The organism is Rhodococcus sp. BP-160 (assembly GCF_019836205.1).
GTDB lineage: Bacteria > Actinomycetota > Actinomycetes > Mycobacteriales > Mycobacteriaceae > Rhodococcoides.
In genome coordinates, this window is record NZ_JABUEK010000001.1 from 253,563 (window position 1) to 269,721 (window position 16,159).

Here is a 16,159-nt window from a genome sequence, read left to right on the forward strand (position 1 = left end):
GTTCCACCTCTGGATTTCTCCCCCGGCAGCGAGCCTACTTGCCGGTGTCCTCCGCCACCTCGTCGATGTCGTCGGCTGTGTCCTCGGCGCCGGATGACGGCCCGGACTGCTGCGGGTACAGGGCTTTCGCCAGCGACCCGGCCAGCGCCGCTGCCGGCGCACTCCCGTCCGTCCCGGGCGCCATGTTCGCCCAGACCACCATCGTCAGGTCGTTGACCGGGTCGTATCCCATGAAGGAGTTGTACCCGGGCATCTCGCCGATGTGGCCGAACATCGGTCCCATCTGCGCGAGCCCGTAGCCGTACCCGGCAGAGGACGGGTTGTCGGGGTCGGTCGGCTGCACACTGTCCATCCGCAACGTCTGGGTGTCCGCGTCGAGCAGGTCGCCCTTGACCAGCGCCCGGACCCACGTGGCCAGATCGTTCGCCGTCGAGATGCCCTGGCCGGCCGAGCTCGTCCACGACGGGTTGTCGTTCGTCGTGTCCCTCGGCTGGACCGAGCCGGCGTCGATCGCAGCGATCCGGTCCGGTGACAGCGCTTCCTTGCCCTCCCCGAGCGTCTCGACGTTGCCGCTGTAGCTGTAGCCGCGGGTGAACGGCGCCGGAATGCTCGTGTCGGTGGTGGCGGGATACGACGTCCCCGCCAGCGCCAGCGGACCGAAGAGCCTGTCCTGGAAGATCTGAGCGATGGGCTTGCCGTCGAGCTTCTCGGCGATCAGTCCGAGCAGCACCGTGTTGGTGTTGGAGTAGCTGTAGCCCTCTCCCGGTGGGAAGTTCGGCGGGTTGCTCAGCCCCAGTGCGACAAGCTCCTCGGCGGTCCACACCCGGCCGGGATCGGTGTCGAGTGCCTCGTTGAGCTCCACGGTCTGGGTGTAGCTGTAGAGCCCACTGCGCATGTCGAGCAATTGCCCGATCGTGATGGCATCGCCGTTCGGCACATCGGGTCGGAACTTGCTCACCGGATCGTCGACGGACAGCAACCCCTCCTGGACCATCTGCAGGATGACCGTGCCCGTCCACGTCTTCGTGTTCGACCCGATCCGCACCTTGGTGTCGAGCGTCGGGGCCTCCGACCGATCGGCCGCCACCGAACCCCAGGTCTTGACGTACTCACCGTCCGGCGTGGTGATCAGCACGACCATGCCGATCTCCCGCGACGTCGTGGCGACGTCCTCGACCATCGCGTCGAGAGCTGCGGGATCGAGTGGCAGGAGAGCCGATTCGGTCGCTGACGACGTGACCGGTGCCGGCGCCTCACCGCTGCCGGACGAGCAACCCGCGACGAAGATCAAGGCAGAGGCCGTCGCGATACCGACGGAACGGGAGACAGTGCGAACAGTCATGAGCGTGTGAACCTTCCGAGTCCCTGCTTGTCGAGGTATTCGACCGCGAACGAGGCGGGAGCACCGTTCACGATCTCGAACGTGACTCCTGTCGGTCCGACCGCGTTCTCGCCGGACGTCTCGAACCAGTAGGTGTCACCGTCGTAGTGGGTCAGGGGGTACGTCAGCCGGCCGTCTTTTCCGACGGTGAGCGTGAGCCGATCACCGTCCGCCGAGACCCGAGCCGGACCGTGGAACGGGCTGTCGAACGTTCCGACGTACTCGGTCGCGGGACGAGCAGGGGTCACCGAGGCCGGCGGTGTCGCGTAGTCGATCGGCGACGCCTCCTCCTCTGCGATCCCGTCGAAGATCCCGGCGATCAACGGTGCCCAATCGACGGTCTGCCGACCGTTCCTCACCTGGTCCATGAACTGCGCGGCAACAGTTTCCGAGCCCCCGACCGGTGCCGAGTTGGACAGGACGACGATGCCCAGCTGTTCACTCGGCAACATGAACACGGTGGTGCTCGCCCCGAGGGCGAACGCTCCGGAATGCGACAGCTCGACGCGCCCCTTGTCGTCCGTGCCCACATTGAATCCCAACCCGTAGAACGAGTCTCGCGCGCCCTCCGTCCCGGACGCGCCCGACAGGGAGTGCGAGGTGTGTGTGTACTGCAGTGCGTCCGCGTCGACGATGCGACGTCCCTCGAACTCTCCCCCGCCGAGTTCCATGCGGATCCACTTCGTCATGTCGTCGACGGACGAACTCGCTCCGCCGGCAGGTGACTGGTTGTCGGGCTCGCGGACGTACTTCGCTTCCCACTCGGTGGTCGAACCCTCGGCGAGCACGTGGTTCACCGCATGGTTGGGCGAGTTCGCCCAGTCCTCGAATCGTGACGAGGTGTCGGCCATGCCGAGGGGCTCGTAGATGCGACGACGAGACAGCTCGGGCCAGTCGGTGCCCTGCGCCTTGGCCGCGGCGTTGCCGGCGGCGGTGAACCCGAAGTTCGTGTACGCGTAGCTGTCCCGGAACGACGCCAGCGGGAGCTGGTCGAGTCGGCCCATGATGTCGTCGTAGTCGTACCCGAAATCCTCGAGGACGTCTCCGGCATGATCCGGCAGACCCGATCGGTGCGAGAGCAGATCGACGAACGTCGCGTGCTCGCTCACGTACGGATCCGCCACCGCGAACTCGGGCTCGTAGCGTCGGACGGGATCGGCCCAGTCGACCGCTCCGTCTCCGACCGAGGCAGCGATGACGCTCGACGCGACCGGCTTCGACACCGACGCGAGCTGGAACCGGGTGTGGGTGTCGACGGGCTCGTCGGTACCGACCTTCCGGACACCGAATCCGCGCGAGTACAACACCTCGTCCTGGTACACGACGGCAGCCGCGACTCCCGGCGTCCCGGTTCGCGCCATCATCGCCTCGACGTAACCGTCGAGATCGCCGACGGCCGCGTCGACGTCTGCGCGGTCGATCTGGGCGGCAGGGACGGCCGGCGGGCTGTCCGCGAGTGGCTCCGGCGACGCCTCCTCCGAGCTGCATCCCGCTGCCACCAAGGCCAGCGTCAGTACCGTCGCAGCAATTCTCGCGGCCATCTCGTCTTCCCCGTTCGACGTGCCGAGTCCCCGTCCCACGAACATGGGCTGGAGACCGATCGGTTCGAGACCCTACGCCGATACCGCACTGTGCACCATGCAACTTGCACCATCGGCAGAAGCCGGGTGTATCGGCGGCACTATCCGGGTATCAGCCCCGCATCGCGACGGAAGGACACGACACATGTCGAAGGACGAATTCACCAAGGGCGACAAGGTCGAGTGGAAGACGCACGGCACCACGACCGAAGGCGAGGTGGTCGAGAAGATCACCTCCGAGACCGAAGCCGGTGGGCGCACGGTCAAGGCGTCGAAGGACGACCCGCAGTACCGAGTGGAGAGTGACAAGTCCGGCAAGGACGCGGTGCACAAGCCCTCCGCGCTCGATCCCAAGGACTGACCCACTCACGCCTGCTCGTCGACGCCGGCTCTCCTCCGTTTCACCTGGTAGAGGTCGGTGTCGGCGCGTGCGAGAACGTCCGACGCCGGCTCGCCGGGGAACGCGGACGACGCGCACCCGACGCTGACGTGGGGGAAGGCAGCGGCGGTCGCATCGACGAAGGCACGGCTCACGGTCGGCGACGCCCCGTGTACGAGTGCCGCGAACTCGTCGCCGCCCAGTCTCGCGATCACCGTCCCCGGTGGCGCCAGATCGGACCACGAGCCGGCAAGTGAGATCAACAATCGGTCGCCCGCGGGATGACCAGATGTGTCGTTGATGGCTTTGAAGCCGTCGACGTCCAGCGCGACGACGGTGATCGACGACGTCGTCACCGCGGTGACGGCCATCTCCCATCCCGCCCGGTTCCGTACGCCGGTGAGCGGGTCCGTGTGGGACGCGTCGATGAGCGCCCTGGTCACCGATCCGAACGCCTCGGCCGCTCCGACGATCGCGACCACGAAGACCAGGTAGCTGATGGGATACAGCTGGGCGGGGGACGCGGCGGCAGCCCCGGAGACCGCCACCACGAGCACGATCACCAGGACCTGAGCGACTGTGCGGTCGTGGAAGGCGCGGATGTACATGGCCAGGAACATCACCGCGATCAGGCACATGAACTGCGATGCGGTGAGCACATGGAAGACCATGACAGCGGGCGTCGCGATCATGGCTGCGCCCACGGCGATACCGAGAGCGACGCGTCCGCGCGGCCGGACCGCCAGGACGAGCAGCGCCGCCACCCCGACGACGACGGCCACCACGCCGCCCGCCACCGGTGACGTCACCCGGTCGCCGTGCGGAAGCAGCGAGACGGTCACTCCCACTGCATACAGCGATGTCGTGACGGCCAGATACTGGCGCAGCAGGCGGGTGCGGAGTTGGGCGGTTCCGTGCCGAACACCAGGTGGCTGGACGCCGTCGACGGACCGCATGCCGACACGATGCCAGGTTCGGCGGGAGTCGGAAAACCGGAGAGGGCTACCGCGCGTCGTGCGCCGCGGCCAGGCGTCGCACGGCCTCCTGCAGCTCGGCCTCGGTCGACGTCGCGAAGCAGACGCGCAACGCGGTACCGAGTTCGTCGCCATCGGCCGGATCGAAGGCGCGACCGGGAACGTACGCGACGCCGCGGTCCAGCGCTGCCGGCAGCAGCGCCGACGTGTCCGTGCCGTCGGTGAACTGCACCCACAGGAACATCCCGCCGCGGGCCGCATCGACCTCGATCGCCGAACCGAGTTCGCTGCGTAGTGCTCCGACCAACACCTCCGCCCGTGCCGAGTAGACCGCACGCACGTCGTCCAGGTGCTGTCGCAGCCACGTCTCGTCCGCGAGCAGGTCCGCCGCGACCAGCTGCGTCAACGACGACCCGCACAGATCGGCGCTCTGCTTGATCCGCTCCACGGCGTCGCACACCGGTCGGGGCGCGGTGAGCCACCCGACGCGCAGGGACGGTGCCAGGATCTTGGACGCCGAGCCCAGACGGATCACCCGATCGGACGCGATGGGGCCCGGCGGGGGTGCGTCGAACCACACGTCGCCGTAGGGATCGTCGTCGACGACCCAGAAGCCGTACCGTTCCGCGAGGTCGACGAGGGCGCGGCGACGCCCGACCGACAGCACTCCCCCGCGAGGATTGTGGAAGTTGCTGACGGTGTGCACGGCGCGAGGGCGCACTCCTGACTCGAGCAGTCGCTCGAGGGCATCGGTGTCGGTGCCGTCCGCATCGACCGGGACCGACTCGATACGGGCACCGACGGCCTGGAACGCTTGCAGCGCACCGGGATACACCGGTCGATCGACCACGACCACGTCGCCGGGATCGACCAGCACGGACGCGAGCAGGCTGAGCGCCTGCTGGGAGCCGTGCGTCACCACCACCGAGGTGGACGGCACCTCGTCCCGGACGAGCGCCGACTCCCGCGCCGCGATGACGTCTCGGAGCCGCCGCACCCCCGTGGTCTCCGCGTACTGCAGGGCCGCGGTGTCGCCGCTCAGTATTCGATGCGTGACCTCGCGAATGACGCTGTGCGGCATGACGTCCGACGAGGGCAGACCCCCGCGAGGGACAGAATGTCAGGCCGCGCGGTCAGCGTGAGCAGGTCACGAATCGCCGATCCGGTGATCGCCGAGGCGCGGACGGACAGAGGTGGCAGAACAGAGGACGACATGGATTCTCCGAGCATCGTGGGACACGAGGCGTCGCGGCGCGCTCACCGGGGTGGGCTCGGAGTCGGTCGTGACGAGAACGGTGCCGCGGGTGGGGCACCGTTCTCGTAGCGTAGCGCGGTGACTCACACAGTGGAACCACTGTCTCACAGTGTGGGATACAGTCGAGCGAGGGTGTCAGTCCAGATCGTCGTGGCGCATGAGCTGACGCGCCGCCTCGGTGATCGATCCGGTGAGAGACGGGTAGACCGAGAAGGTGGCGGCGAGATCGTTCACCGTCAGGTTGTTCTGCACAGCGATGGCGATGGGGAGAATCAGCTCGGACGCGGTGGGAGCGACGACCACTCCGCCGATGACCACACCCGTCGCGGGACGGCAGAAGATCTTGACGAAGCCGCGACGCAGGCCGGACATCTTGGCGCGGGGGTTCGTGTTCAGCGGCAGCATGACCGTGCGCGCGGGGACGTCCCCGTTGTCGATGGCGGACTGGCCGACACCCACCGTGGCGATCTCGGGTCGCGTGAACACGGCGGAGGCGACCGTCTTGAGCTTGATGGGGCTGACGCCCTCGCCCAGCGCGTGGTACATCGCGATGCGGCCCTGCATGGCGGCGACGGAGGCCAGTGGCAGCAGGCCCGTGCAGTCGCCCGCCGCGTAGATGCCGGGCACGCGGGTACGCGAGACCCGGTCCACGCGAAGGTAACCGCCGCGGTCGAGCTCGATGCCGACGCTCTCGAGGCCGAGGTTCTGCGTGTTCGGGACGGAGCCGACCGTCATCAGCGCATGCGAACCCTCGACGGTCTTGCCGTCGGACATCGTCACGACTATGCCGTCGGCGGTGCGGGTCACCGAGTCCGCGCGTGCGTTCTTGATCAACGTGACACCACGCTCGGACAGGACGTCCTCGAGCACGAGTGCCGCGTCGGCGTCCTCACCGGGAAGGACGCGGTCGCGACTGGACACGACGGTGACCTTGACGCCCATCTCGGTGTACGCGGAGACGAACTCGGCTCCGGTCACGCCGGACCCGACCACGATGAGGTGGGTGGGCAGGGAGTCGAGGTCGTAGAGCTGACGCCAGGTCAGAATGCGCTCACCGTCGGGCTCGGCACCGGGCAGGATGCGCGGGCTCGCACCGGTCGCGATGAGCACGACCTCGGCGTCGATCTCCTGCGTCGACCCGTCCGCCAGGGTGGCCTCCACCTGGTGGGCGGCCAGGCCGGGCTGCGTGTCCACCACCTTGGCCGTTCCCGACAGCACGGTCACGCCGACCGTCTGCAGACGGGCGCGGATATCGGAGGATTGAGCCTGCGCAAGGGATTTCACGCGGTTGTGGATCTGCGGCAGGTCGATGGTGGCCGAGGTCGGGTCGAGCTCGATACCGAGGTCGGACGCGCGACGCATGTCGGTGCGGATGCCGGTCGAGGCGATGAAGGTCTTGGACGGAACACAGTCCCAGAGGACGCAGGCGCCGCCCACTCCGTCGGAGTCGATGAGCGTCACCGTCCCGCCGTGCTGGGAGGCGACCAGAGCGGCCTCGTATCCGGCCGGTCCGCCTCCGATGATCACGATGCGGGTCATTCGTCCTCCGTTGCGGGTTTTCGGGAGAGTCCTGGCGAGTGAGGGTTGCTCACAGCATCAAACCTATTCCACGGGGTGCCGCGGCTGCACGTCAGGCCGAGCCCATATCGGTGGGCACCTCGATCCGCGCGAATCGGGTACGACGGTTTAGGCTGACCGCCGTGCCGATCTATGCCGCTTACGGCTCCAACATGCACCCCGAGCAGATGCTCGAGCGGTGCCCCCACTCCCCTGCGGCCGGAACCGGGTGGTTGCCGGGGTGGCGTCTGACCTTCGGCGGCGGCGACATCGGCTGGGAGGGCGCGCTCGCGACCGTCGTGGAGGACCCCGACTCGAAGGTGTTCGTCGTGCTCTACGACGTCTCACCGGAGGACGAGGAGAGCCTCGACCGGTGGGAGGGTTCCGAGCTCGGCATCCACCGCAAGATCCGCCTCCGCGTCGAGACGGACGACGAACCCGTCCTGGCGTGGCTCTACGTGCTCGACGCCTACGAGGGTGGGCTGCCCTCGGCGCGCTATCTCGGCGTCATGGCCGAGGCCGCGGAGATCGCCGGCGCCCCGGCCGACTACGTACGCGACCTGCGCACCCGCAACAGCCGCAACGTCGGTCCCGGGACCTCGTCGCTCTGATCCTCGGGCAGCTCTGATTCTCAGGCGACGGGGTCGTCTCCCAGTCCCAGCGCCAGTGCCGTCATCGTGCGGACACCGACGGCCAGCGCACGCTCGTCCAGGTCGAACGTCGGCTGATGGATGTCGAGCTGGGGTCCGACGCCCGACCACACGCCGAGACGCGCCATCGCGCCCGGCACGTGCTCCAGGTACCACGAGAAGTCCTCGCCGCCGCCGGACTGTGCGGTGTCGGCCAGGGCATCCGGCCCCAGCGAGCGGATGGCCGCCTCGAAGCGCCGGGTGGCGTGTTCGTCGTTGACCACCGGTGGCACGCCGCGGCGGTAGTGCACCTCGTACTTCACGCCGGTGGGCGCGAGCACGCCGGCGACGATCTCCTGCACCAGCGGCTCGAGCAGTGCCCACGTCTCGTGGTCGCCCGTTCGGACCGTGCCCGTGAGCATCCCCTTCTGCGGGATGGCGTTCGGAGCCTGACCTGCGACGACGGCGCCCCACACCATGACGGTGCTGGTACGCGGGTCGACGCGGCGGCTCAGCAGTCCCGGCAGACCGGTGATGACCGTGCCCAGCGCGTACACCAGGTCGGACGTCAGGTGCGGACGGGAGGTGTGTCCGCCGGCCGAGTCCAACCGCAGTTCCACGGTGTCCGCCGCGGAGGTGATCGCGCCCACGCGGATGCCGACGCGTCCGACCTCGAGACGGGGATCGCAGTGCAGCGCGTAGATCTGCGACACGCTCTCCAGCGCGCCCGCGGCCACCATGTCGAGAGCGCCCCCGGGCATGACTTCCTCGGCGGGCTGGAAGATCAGCCGGACGCCGTGCGGCAGCGAGTCGAGTGAGGCCAGCGCCAACCCGGTCGCCAGCAGAACCGTCGTGTGGGCGTCGTGTCCGCACGCATGGGACACACCCGGGACCGTCGACGAGTACTCGGCGCCGGTGAACTCCGTCAGGGGCAGCGCGTCCATGTCGGCCCGCAGAGCGACGCGCGGACCGGCGGGGCCGATGTCGCAGATGACGCCGCTGCCACTGGGAAGCACCACCGGGGACAGACCCGCGGCGGTGAGGGTCTCGGCGACGAACTTGGTCGTCTCGAATTCCTGCCTGGCCAGCTCGGGATGCATGTGGATCCGTCGACGCCACGTCACGAGATCCGCCCCGTGTGCTGCGATCCAGGCGTCGGCCGGATTCATCGTCGTACCGTCCTCTCGTGTGTGCCCTCGACGAGTCGAGAGCGTTGCTGTGGGTCGGTGGCCGCCGCGACGGCCACCCGAGCGAGGGCGCGGGCCCCGTCGACGACGGCGCGGTCGGCCGACTCGGTGATGCACGCCGTGGTGAAACCTGGCTGGTGAGTGACCGCGCCGCCGGAATCGAGACCGATCACCGGATGGATGCCCGGGATCCGCGCGGTGACGTTGCCCATGTCCGTGCTGCCGAACGGGCGCGAGGTCTCGAACTCCTCGGGAACCAGTGCGCGACCGAGAGTGCTTGCGACACGACGGTATTCGGCCACCAGCCAAGGATCGGGAGTGAGTTCGGTGTAGGTCGGGGACACGGTGACGATCTCGTGGGTGCACCCGGTGGCTACCGCTCCGGCCTCGAAACATCCCCGCGCGCGGCGATCGAGATCGGCGAGTGCCTCGGCAGTGTCCGCGCGCAGGTAGTAGAACATCTCCGCCGATCCGGGGACGATGTTCGGGGCGGTGCCGGCGTGACCGACGATGCCGTGGATCTGCTGACCCGGGCGCAGATGCTGGCGCAACAGGCCGACACCGACCTGCGCGACGGTGACGGCGTCGCCCGCGTTGATGCCCCACTCGGGCGCCGCGGAGGCGTGCGCTTCACGCCCTGCGTATCGAACGGCGATGTCCGACAACGCGAGTGAGCGCGCGGCGGCGATGTCGAACGGACCGGGATGCACCATCATCGCCAGCGAGACGTCGTCGAACACCCCGGCGTCGAGCATGAGAACCTTGCCGCCGCCGGACTCCTCGGCCGGGGTGCCGAGCACCCGGACGGTCAGCCCCAGCTCGTCGGCGACCGACGCGAGGGCCAGCCCCGCACCGACCGCCGACGCCGCGATGATGTTGTGTCCACAGGCGTGGCCGATCTCCGGCAGTGCGTCGTACTCGGCGCACACGGCGACCACCAGCTCGCCCGAACCGTAGGTCGCGTCGAACGCCGTCGGCAGGCCCGCGACGCCCCGCCGCACCTCGAATCCGCCACCTGCGAGCAGATCGGCCGTCGCCGCCGACGCGAAATGCTCCTCGAAGGCCAGCTCCGGACGCGCGTGCACGGCGTGCGACAGGGCGACGAGATCGCCGGTCGCGGCGTCGAGAACGGAATCGAGGGTCGAGGACACGGGACTCAGTGTGTCACTGCCCCAGTGAGAAGGTGCTCTCCGCCGTGGGGACGGACAGCGCGGCGAGGGTGCGCACGTGGATGCTGTCCTTGATGGACGTGAGGTTGGCGCCGCGGGTGGACACCCGTTCGGCCGCCTGCGCCACCGCGGTGGACAGCAGCTCGTCCTCGCCGGCGACGGCCTGCACGATGCCGAACTCGAGGGCGTCCGCGCCGCCGTAGCGACGGCCGGTGGTCATCGCGTCGATCATCGTCCGACTCGGCAGGCGCTCGGCCAGCAGCGTCGACATGCCCTCGGTGAACGGCATGCCGAGGTTCACCTCGGGAAGGCAGAAGAAGCCCCGGTCCGCGCGCATGACGGACGTGTCGTGGCACAGGGCGAGCATCGCGCCGGCGCCGAAGGCATGGCCCTGTACGGCGGCGACCGTGGCCATCGGGAAGCGCAGCAGCCGGGTGTAGACGGTGTGCACCAGGTCGAGGTACTCCGGAATGGAGTCCGCGTGGCTGAACAGGTAGTCGGTGTCCAGGCCGTTCGAGTAGAACTTGCCGCCGCCGACGGTCACCAACGCGGCCGGACCCTCCGACGCCTCGGCCTCGTCGAGGAGCGTGTGCACCTGCTCGATCCACTCCGGGTGGAAGCGGTTCTCCGGATTGACGCCGTCGGCGTGGGCGAGGCTGAGGACGAAGACGTCTCCGTGGCGATCGAGTGAAGGCATGGACGGATGGTACTCGTCGGTAACCAGACCCCGATCGACGCCGGCGACGCTCGGTTGCGCGGGACCGATTTCCGGAGGACCGTGCAGTCATGGCTCTCGCGGCGATCCTCCAGCTCGGTGTGATCGTGCTGCTCGCGGCCCTCTCCGCGATGCTGTTGTTCGTCGGCGCGTTCGGATCGGGCGCCGTGATCGCCTCGGCCGCGTCTGTGTGGTTCTGGCGTCTCTACCGAGCCCACACCTGACACTCCGCCGTCTCGCCTGCCGCAGCGAACACCCGCCCGCGGCGATAGGGTCGGACGTGTGAGCACTCCCCCCGTACCGGCCGACTCGGAGAACGCACTCGTCGATCCCGAGACCGATCCCACCGGAGCCGCGGAGGCGGCCGCCGCCGCCCTGGCCCGGATCACCGGCATCGCCGAGCATCCCGTGGCAGTGGTCCTCGGATCCGGGTGGCAGAAGGCCGCGGAGCAGTTCGGCACACCCCAGCACATCGTTCCCATGTCCTCGCTGCCCGGCTTCGCCGCACCCAAGGCGCTGGGCCACTCCAACGCCATGTGGTCCGTGGACGTCGAGGGCACGCAGGTCCTGATCCTGCTCGGGCGCACCCACGCGTACGAGGGACATCATCTCGGCCGCGTGGTCCATCCCGTCCGCACGGCGGCCGCCGCCGGCGCTCGCACCATCGTCCTGACCAACGCGGCGGGCGGCATCCGTGAGGGCATGGCTGTCGGCGATCCCGTGCTGATCTCCGACCACCTCAACCTGACGGCGCGGTCACCGCTGATCGGCGCCCAGTTCGTCGATCTGGTCGACGCGTACTCGGCCGACCTGCGCGAGGTGGCCCGAGGAATCGACCCGAGCCTGACCGACGGCGTCTACGCCGGACTGCCCGGCCCGCACTACGAGACGCCCGCCGAGATCCGCATGCTCCGCACGCTGGGCGCCGACCTCGTCGGCATGTCCACGGTGCACGAGACCATCGCGGCTCGAGGTGCGGGTGCCCGTGTCCTCGGTATCTCGCTGGTGACCAACCTCGCGGCCGGGATGACCGGAGAGCATCTGGACGGCGACGAGGTGATCGCCGCCGGCGCCGCCTCGGCCGAGCGGATGGGAACTCTGCTGCGACGGCTGGTCCCGCAACTGTGACAGAACTCGACGCCGTCGTCCGGCAGTGGATCGAGGACGATCCGGACCCCGCGACGCAGGCGGAACTGCGCGATCTCGACGCGAGTGATCTGGCCTCGCGGTTCGCCGGTGCGCTCACGTTCGGCACCGCGGGTCTGCGCGGACCCGTGCAGGCCGGGCCCGGTGGCATGAATGTCGCCGTCGTCACGAGGGCCACACACGGTGTGGCGCAGTATCTCTCGCGTCGTCACGCGGCCGGCTCCGAGGTGGTGGTGGGCCGGGACGCCCGGCACGGCTCCGCGGAGTTCGCCGTCGCCGCGGCCGAGGTCCTGGCCGCGGCGGGCTTCCGCGTCACCCTGCTCCCGGATCCGGCGCCGACCCCGGTGCTCGCGTTCGCCACGAGGTCACGCGGCGCCGTCGCCGGCATTCAGATCACCGCTTCGCACAATCCCGCGGCAGACAACGGCTACAAGGTCTACCTCGACGGCGGCGCCCAGTTGGTGTCGCCCGCCGACCGGGAGATCGAGGAGTTCATCCGGCAGGCGCCGGGTGCGTCCTCGATCGCACGCACCGCCGTCACGCCCACCGCGGACCCCGTGATCGAGCAGTACCTCGACCGGGTGGCACAGCGCGTTCCCGAGCGGCCGTCGCACTCAACCCTCCGTGTGGCACTCACTCCGATGCACGGGGTCGGCGGGCCCGTGGCCGTGGAGGCGTTGCGCCGCAGCGGTGTCACCGACGTCCACATCGTGACGTCGCAGTTCGACGCCGACCCGGACTTTCCCACCGTCACCTTTCCCAACCCCGAGGAGCCGGGCGCGGCGGACCAGGTGCTGGCGCTTGCCGCCGAGGTCGACGCGGCACTGGCCATCGCTCTGGACCCGGACGCGGACCGGTGCGCGATCGGCGTGCGCGGGCCGAACGGTGTCCGCATGCTCACCGGCGACGAGACGGGAGCGGTGATCGCGGACCACATCCTGCGGTCGGCGCCGCCGGGATCACTCGTGGCCAGCACCATCGTGTCGTCGAGCCTGCTCTCGGCGCTCGCGCCCGCCCGCGGCGCCCGCTACCGGCGCACGCTCACCGGCTTCAAGTGGCTCGTGCGCGCCGGCGACGGCCTGGTGTACGCCTACGAGGAGGCGATCGGACACTGCGTCGACCCGGATGCGGTGCGAGACAAGGACGGTATCTCGGCTGCAGTGCTGCTCGCACACATCGCGGCCGACCTGGCCGAGGAGGGACGCACCATCCTCGATGTCCTCGACGATCTCGACCGAGAGTTCGGAGCGCGCGTGGGCACCCAGGTGTCGCGGCGCGTCACCGACCTCTCGGAGATCGGCGACATGATGACGCGCCTGCGTTCCGCCCCACCGACGACGTTGGCGGGTGCGACGGTGACCGTACGCGACCTGAACACCCCCGACGCCGAACTCCGCACCGATGCAGTGGAACTGACCAGCGAACGGTTCCGCGTCATCGTTCGGCCGTCGGGAACCGAACCGAAGCTGAAGGCCTACCTGGAAGTGGTCGAACCGGTGGCGACGGCGGAGGATCTGGCGCCGGCCAGGACTCGCGCGGCCGACACGCTCGAGTCCCTGGCCGACTTCGCCCGCTCGCTCTAGCGGGGACCGAACTGGCGGTCCCCGGCGTCACCGAGGCCCGGCACGATGTATGCGTTCTCGTTCAGCCCCTCGTCGATGCTCGCGGCGACGAGGCGCACGGGCAGTCCCGACGACGCGAGTGCCTGCACTCCCTCGGGGGCGGCCACGACGCAGATGCACGTGACGTCGTCCGCGCCGCGCTGCACCAGCAGCTCGATGGTGTGGACCATCGACCCGCCCGTGGCGAGCATCGGGTCGAGGACGTACACCGGGTAACCGGCCAGGTCGTCGGGCAGCGATTCCATGTACGGCACCGGCTGATGTGTCTTCTCGTCGCGCGCGATGCCGACGAAGCCCATCCGCGACTGCGGGATCAGCGAACTGGCCTTCTCCACCATGCCCAGGCCCGCGCGCAACACCGGCACCAGCAGCGGCGGCGACTTCAGGCGCGTCCCGGTGGTCACCGCGACCGGCGTCGTGACGTCGAACTCGACCACGGGCGCGTCGCGCAGCGCCTCGTAGACCAGCATCTGCGTCAACTGGCGCAGTGCGGATCGGAACGCGGGGTTGTCCGTCGACTGGTCGCGCATCTGGGTCAGCAGCGCGGACGCGAGGGGGTGGTCGAGTACGCGGGTGTCCATGTCGGGCGTGGTGTTCACCGGGATCACCCTAGTCGGCGATCGGCGCCCACTCCCGGTCGAACGGATCCGCGTGATCGGGGAACCGCGAGCCGCTCCGCACCGTCTGACTTCGAGACGGTGCGAGCACGCGAGTGAACGGTGGACTGCAGTGGCCGAGAGCGGTACGACATTCGACGTCCGAGTGGACGGTCTGCAGGACGGTGCCGGTCGTTTGACCGATGCCGCACTCCTCGTGCGGGACGCGTCCGCGGCGGCGCGGGCGGCAACGGGCTCCGCGGCGACGCTCGGCCTCGTCGGAGCCGACTTCGGAGTCGCGTTCGCCGGTGCCGCGGCGCGCTACGCCGACGGCCTCGGCGCGCTGTCCGACCTGTTCGAGCACCTCGGGTCGTCCGTGCAGTCCGCAGCGCGGTCCTACGGCGACGGCGACACCGCGCTGTCCGACGTGCTGGTCGGCACCGGTGCACCGCGATGATCGATCTGCTGGCCGCGCCCCTCGAGACTCTGATCCGCTCTCTCGGCACCGGCTGTCCGTCCCCCGACACCGATTCCCTCGACTCGGGCATCGCGTCACTGTCCGACGCCTCGCGACAGGTGACCAACGGAGTCACCGGTCTCTCGGACGCGTGGTCCGGACCCGCGTCCGAGGCCGCTCTCGACCTCACCGTGCGCGGCGCCGCCGCGGCCGGGTCGATGATCGAGCACGCCGGCGCGCTGCAGTCACTCGCCGCCGAGGCGCAGGCGAGCGTCGCGCGTGGGGCCGCCGAGCTGCAGACCATCATGGCCGCTTTCCTCACGGGCGCAGCGGCACTCGCGCCCGCGGCCCCCACTCCCCCGGGGCAGACCGCACTCATCGCCCACGCGACACACCACCTCGACAATGCTCTCGCCGTCCACGCTCGGGTGCGAGCAGAGGTCGATGCCCTGGCCGCCCGCGTCGGCGCACTCGTCGTGCCGGAGGTTCCCGCGCTTCCGTCTCTGCCCGCGTCGCCGGACGCGGCTCTCCGCGGGCTGTTCGCGCCGACGGCTCCGGAGCAGCCGGCCGATCCGGCGTCGCCCGCCGCCGACGGGACCGGCACGCTCGTGACGCTTCCCGACGGCAGCACCGCCATGGCGCCCAACGAGCGCGCGGCCGGAGCCGTCCGCTTCGCGCTCGCCCAGCAGGGCACGCCGTACGTATGGGGTGGCACCACCCCCGGCCAGGGCCTGGACTGCAGCGGACTCACACAGAGCGCGTACGGCACCGCCGGAGTGGACCTGCCGCGGCTCGCGGCCGACCAGGCGGTGGGCAGCCCGGTGAGCGCCGAGGACCTGATGCCGGGCGACCTCGCCGTGTGGGACGGTCACGTCGCGATGGTGGTGGGGAACGGTCAGATGGTGGAGGCGGGCGACCCGGTCAGCGTCAGTGCCGTCCGAACGTCGAACGTCGGCATGAGCTTCCACGGCTTCTATCGGCCGACCGCATGACCGGCGGACACGCCACCTCGCGCGCCGGACGCATCGTGGTGCTGCCGTCCGGCGAGATCGTGGACCTGGAGCTCGAACGTAGGGAGCTCGCCTTCGGGGGTTCCGCGGTGGCTGTCGCGGTGCGGATGCTGCACGGGCTCGCACATCCGGTGGCGCCGGTGCCCACGGCGGGCCCTGCCGACGACGAGCTCGTCGAGATCGACTCGTCCGGTTCGGCACGACGCGTGTCCGCCCTGCTGCACCGGACTCTTGACGACCTGGCCCGCGTGCGCGGTCGCAACGACAGGGACGACGCGCTCGTCCGGGCCGAGGTGGACGCGCACGGACGTCTGGTCGGCCTCACCGTCGAGGACGACGTCCGGGAGATGCGCTGTCATCGGGTCGAGGCGGCGATCGTCCACGCGGTGAACACAGCCGTTCTGGCCGTCGGTCTCGAGCGTGCCGACATCCACGCCGCCCTGCGTCTGGGGCTCGACACGGCGTCCAGTGAGGACGCCCGGCGGCTGGGATAGGCTCGCGG

General features: G+C 69.7%; 17 protein-coding genes and 1 pseudogene. 9 read left to right on the top strand and 9 right to left on the bottom strand.

The features are described 5' to 3' along the window. Positions 1–34: 34 nt before the first annotated feature. Together HQ306_RS01140 and HQ306_RS01145 are read right to left on the bottom strand one after the other, a co-directional pair. Positions 35–1,342 carry a serine hydrolase gene (locus HQ306_RS01140; RefSeq protein WP_222627179.1) on the bottom strand — a complete coding sequence of 436 codons (1,308 nt, stop codon included), beginning with the start codon at positions 1,340–1,342 and terminating at the stop codon, positions 35–37. Beyond that, a complete protein-coding gene (locus HQ306_RS01145) occupies positions 1,339–2,922 on the bottom strand; it encodes a serine hydrolase (RefSeq protein WP_222627181.1) in 1,584 nt (527 codons plus the stop codon). Before HQ306_RS01145 ends, HQ306_RS01140 begins: the two co-directional genes overlap by 4 nt. 184 nt (positions 2,923–3,106) lie before the next feature. Between HQ306_RS01145 and HQ306_RS01150 the strand changes: the two genes are divergently transcribed. Further along, complete coding sequence (locus HQ306_RS01150; RefSeq protein ID WP_222627182.1) at positions 3,107–3,322, top strand: DUF2945 domain-containing protein; 216 nt, start codon at positions 3,107–3,109, stop codon at positions 3,320–3,322. 5 nt (positions 3,323–3,327) lie between these two features. Here the strand turns inward: HQ306_RS01150 and HQ306_RS01155 are convergent, their stop codons facing one another. Together HQ306_RS01155 and HQ306_RS01160 are read right to left on the bottom strand one after the other, a co-directional pair. Then, the gene (locus HQ306_RS01155; protein WP_222627184.1) at positions 3,328–4,296 is read right to left on the bottom strand and encodes a diguanylate cyclase; all 969 of its coding nucleotides are present in this window, start codon (positions 4,294–4,296) and stop codon (positions 3,328–3,330) included. 46 nt (positions 4,297–4,342) lie between these two features. Next, positions 4,343–5,529, bottom strand: a pseudogene (locus tag HQ306_RS01160) (PLP-dependent aminotransferase family protein). Between HQ306_RS01160 and HQ306_RS01165 the strand changes: the two are divergent. Beyond that, positions 5,453–5,638: a hypothetical protein gene (locus HQ306_RS01165; RefSeq protein ID WP_222629414.1), complete on the top strand. Its 186-nt coding sequence runs from the start codon at positions 5,453–5,455 to the stop codon at positions 5,636–5,638. The pseudogene HQ306_RS01160 and the gene HQ306_RS01165 sit on opposite strands and share 77 nt — an antisense overlap. Before the next feature lie 66 nt (positions 5,639–5,704). Here the strand turns inward: HQ306_RS01165 and HQ306_RS01170 are convergent, their stop codons facing one another. After that, positions 5,705–7,108 carry an NAD(P)H-quinone dehydrogenase gene (locus HQ306_RS01170; protein WP_027503701.1) on the bottom strand — a complete coding sequence of 468 codons (1,404 nt, stop codon included), beginning with the start codon at positions 7,106–7,108 and terminating at the stop codon, positions 5,705–5,707. Between the two features lie 161 nt (positions 7,109–7,269). Between HQ306_RS01170 and HQ306_RS01175 the strand changes: the two genes are divergently transcribed. Beyond that, the gene (locus tag HQ306_RS01175; RefSeq protein ID WP_027503702.1) at positions 7,270–7,737 is read left to right on the top strand and encodes a gamma-glutamylcyclotransferase; all 468 of its coding nucleotides are present in this window, start codon (positions 7,270–7,272) and stop codon (positions 7,735–7,737) included. A 20-nt stretch (positions 7,738–7,757) separates the two neighbouring features. Here HQ306_RS01175 and HQ306_RS01180 read toward each other — a convergent pair whose 3' ends face one another. From HQ306_RS01180 to HQ306_RS01190, 3 genes are read right to left on the bottom strand one after another with little or no spacing between them, the layout of a single operon-like run. Next, entirely contained in the window at positions 7,758–8,924 is a 1,167-nt protein-coding gene (locus HQ306_RS01180; protein ID WP_027503703.1) for a M20 family metallopeptidase, read from the bottom strand. Continuing rightward, the gene (locus HQ306_RS01185; protein WP_222627186.1) at positions 8,921–10,093 is read right to left on the bottom strand and encodes a M20 family metallopeptidase; all 1,173 of its coding nucleotides are present in this window, start codon (positions 10,091–10,093) and stop codon (positions 8,921–8,923) included. Before HQ306_RS01185 ends, HQ306_RS01180 begins: the two co-directional genes overlap by 4 nt. 13 nt (positions 10,094–10,106) lie before the next feature. Then, complete coding sequence (locus HQ306_RS01190; RefSeq protein ID WP_222627188.1) at positions 10,107–10,808, bottom strand: enoyl-CoA hydratase/isomerase family protein; 702 nt, start codon at positions 10,806–10,808, stop codon at positions 10,107–10,109. A gap of 89 nt (positions 10,809–10,897) precedes the next feature. Here HQ306_RS01190 and HQ306_RS01195 point away from each other — a divergent pair, with 89 nt between their 5' ends. The 3 genes from HQ306_RS01195 to HQ306_RS01205 are packed head-to-tail and all read left to right on the top strand — an operon-like array spanning position 10,898 to position 13,555. Then, on the top strand, positions 10,898–11,050 hold the full coding sequence (locus tag HQ306_RS01195) for a hypothetical protein (protein ID WP_197027699.1): 153 nt from the start codon (positions 10,898–10,900) through the stop codon (positions 11,048–11,050). A 16-nt stretch (positions 11,051–11,066) separates the two neighbouring features. Next, entirely contained in the window at positions 11,067–11,954 is an 888-nt protein-coding gene (locus tag HQ306_RS01200) for a purine-nucleoside phosphorylase (RefSeq protein ID WP_373425290.1), read from the top strand. After that, positions 11,951–13,555 carry a phospho-sugar mutase gene (locus tag HQ306_RS01205; protein WP_222627190.1) on the top strand — a complete coding sequence of 535 codons (1,605 nt, stop codon included), beginning with the start codon at positions 11,951–11,953 and terminating at the stop codon, positions 13,553–13,555. The genes HQ306_RS01200 and HQ306_RS01205 overlap by 4 nt, the downstream gene beginning before the upstream one ends. Here HQ306_RS01205 and upp read toward each other — a convergent pair. Beyond that, a complete protein-coding gene (gene upp, locus HQ306_RS01210; RefSeq protein ID WP_027503708.1) occupies positions 13,552–14,175 on the bottom strand; it encodes a uracil phosphoribosyltransferase in 624 nt (207 codons plus the stop codon). The genes HQ306_RS01205 and upp overlap by 4 nt on opposite strands. A 148-nt stretch (positions 14,176–14,323) precedes the next feature. Between upp and HQ306_RS01215 the strand changes: the two genes are divergently transcribed. From HQ306_RS01215 to HQ306_RS01225, 3 genes are read left to right on the top strand one after another with little or no spacing between them, the layout of a single operon-like run. Then, entirely contained in the window at positions 14,324–14,647 is a 324-nt protein-coding gene (locus HQ306_RS01215; protein ID WP_222627192.1) for a type VII secretion target, read from the top strand. Then, complete coding sequence (locus HQ306_RS01220; protein WP_222627194.1) at positions 14,644–15,639, top strand: C40 family peptidase; 996 nt, start codon at positions 14,644–14,646, stop codon at positions 15,637–15,639. Before HQ306_RS01215 ends, HQ306_RS01220 begins: the two co-directional genes overlap by 4 nt. Next, entirely contained in the window at positions 15,636–16,151 is a 516-nt protein-coding gene (locus HQ306_RS01225) for a hypothetical protein (protein ID WP_222627195.1), read from the top strand. The genes HQ306_RS01220 and HQ306_RS01225 overlap by 4 nt, the downstream gene beginning before the upstream one ends. The last annotated feature ends 8 nt before the right edge of the window (positions 16,152–16,159 follow it).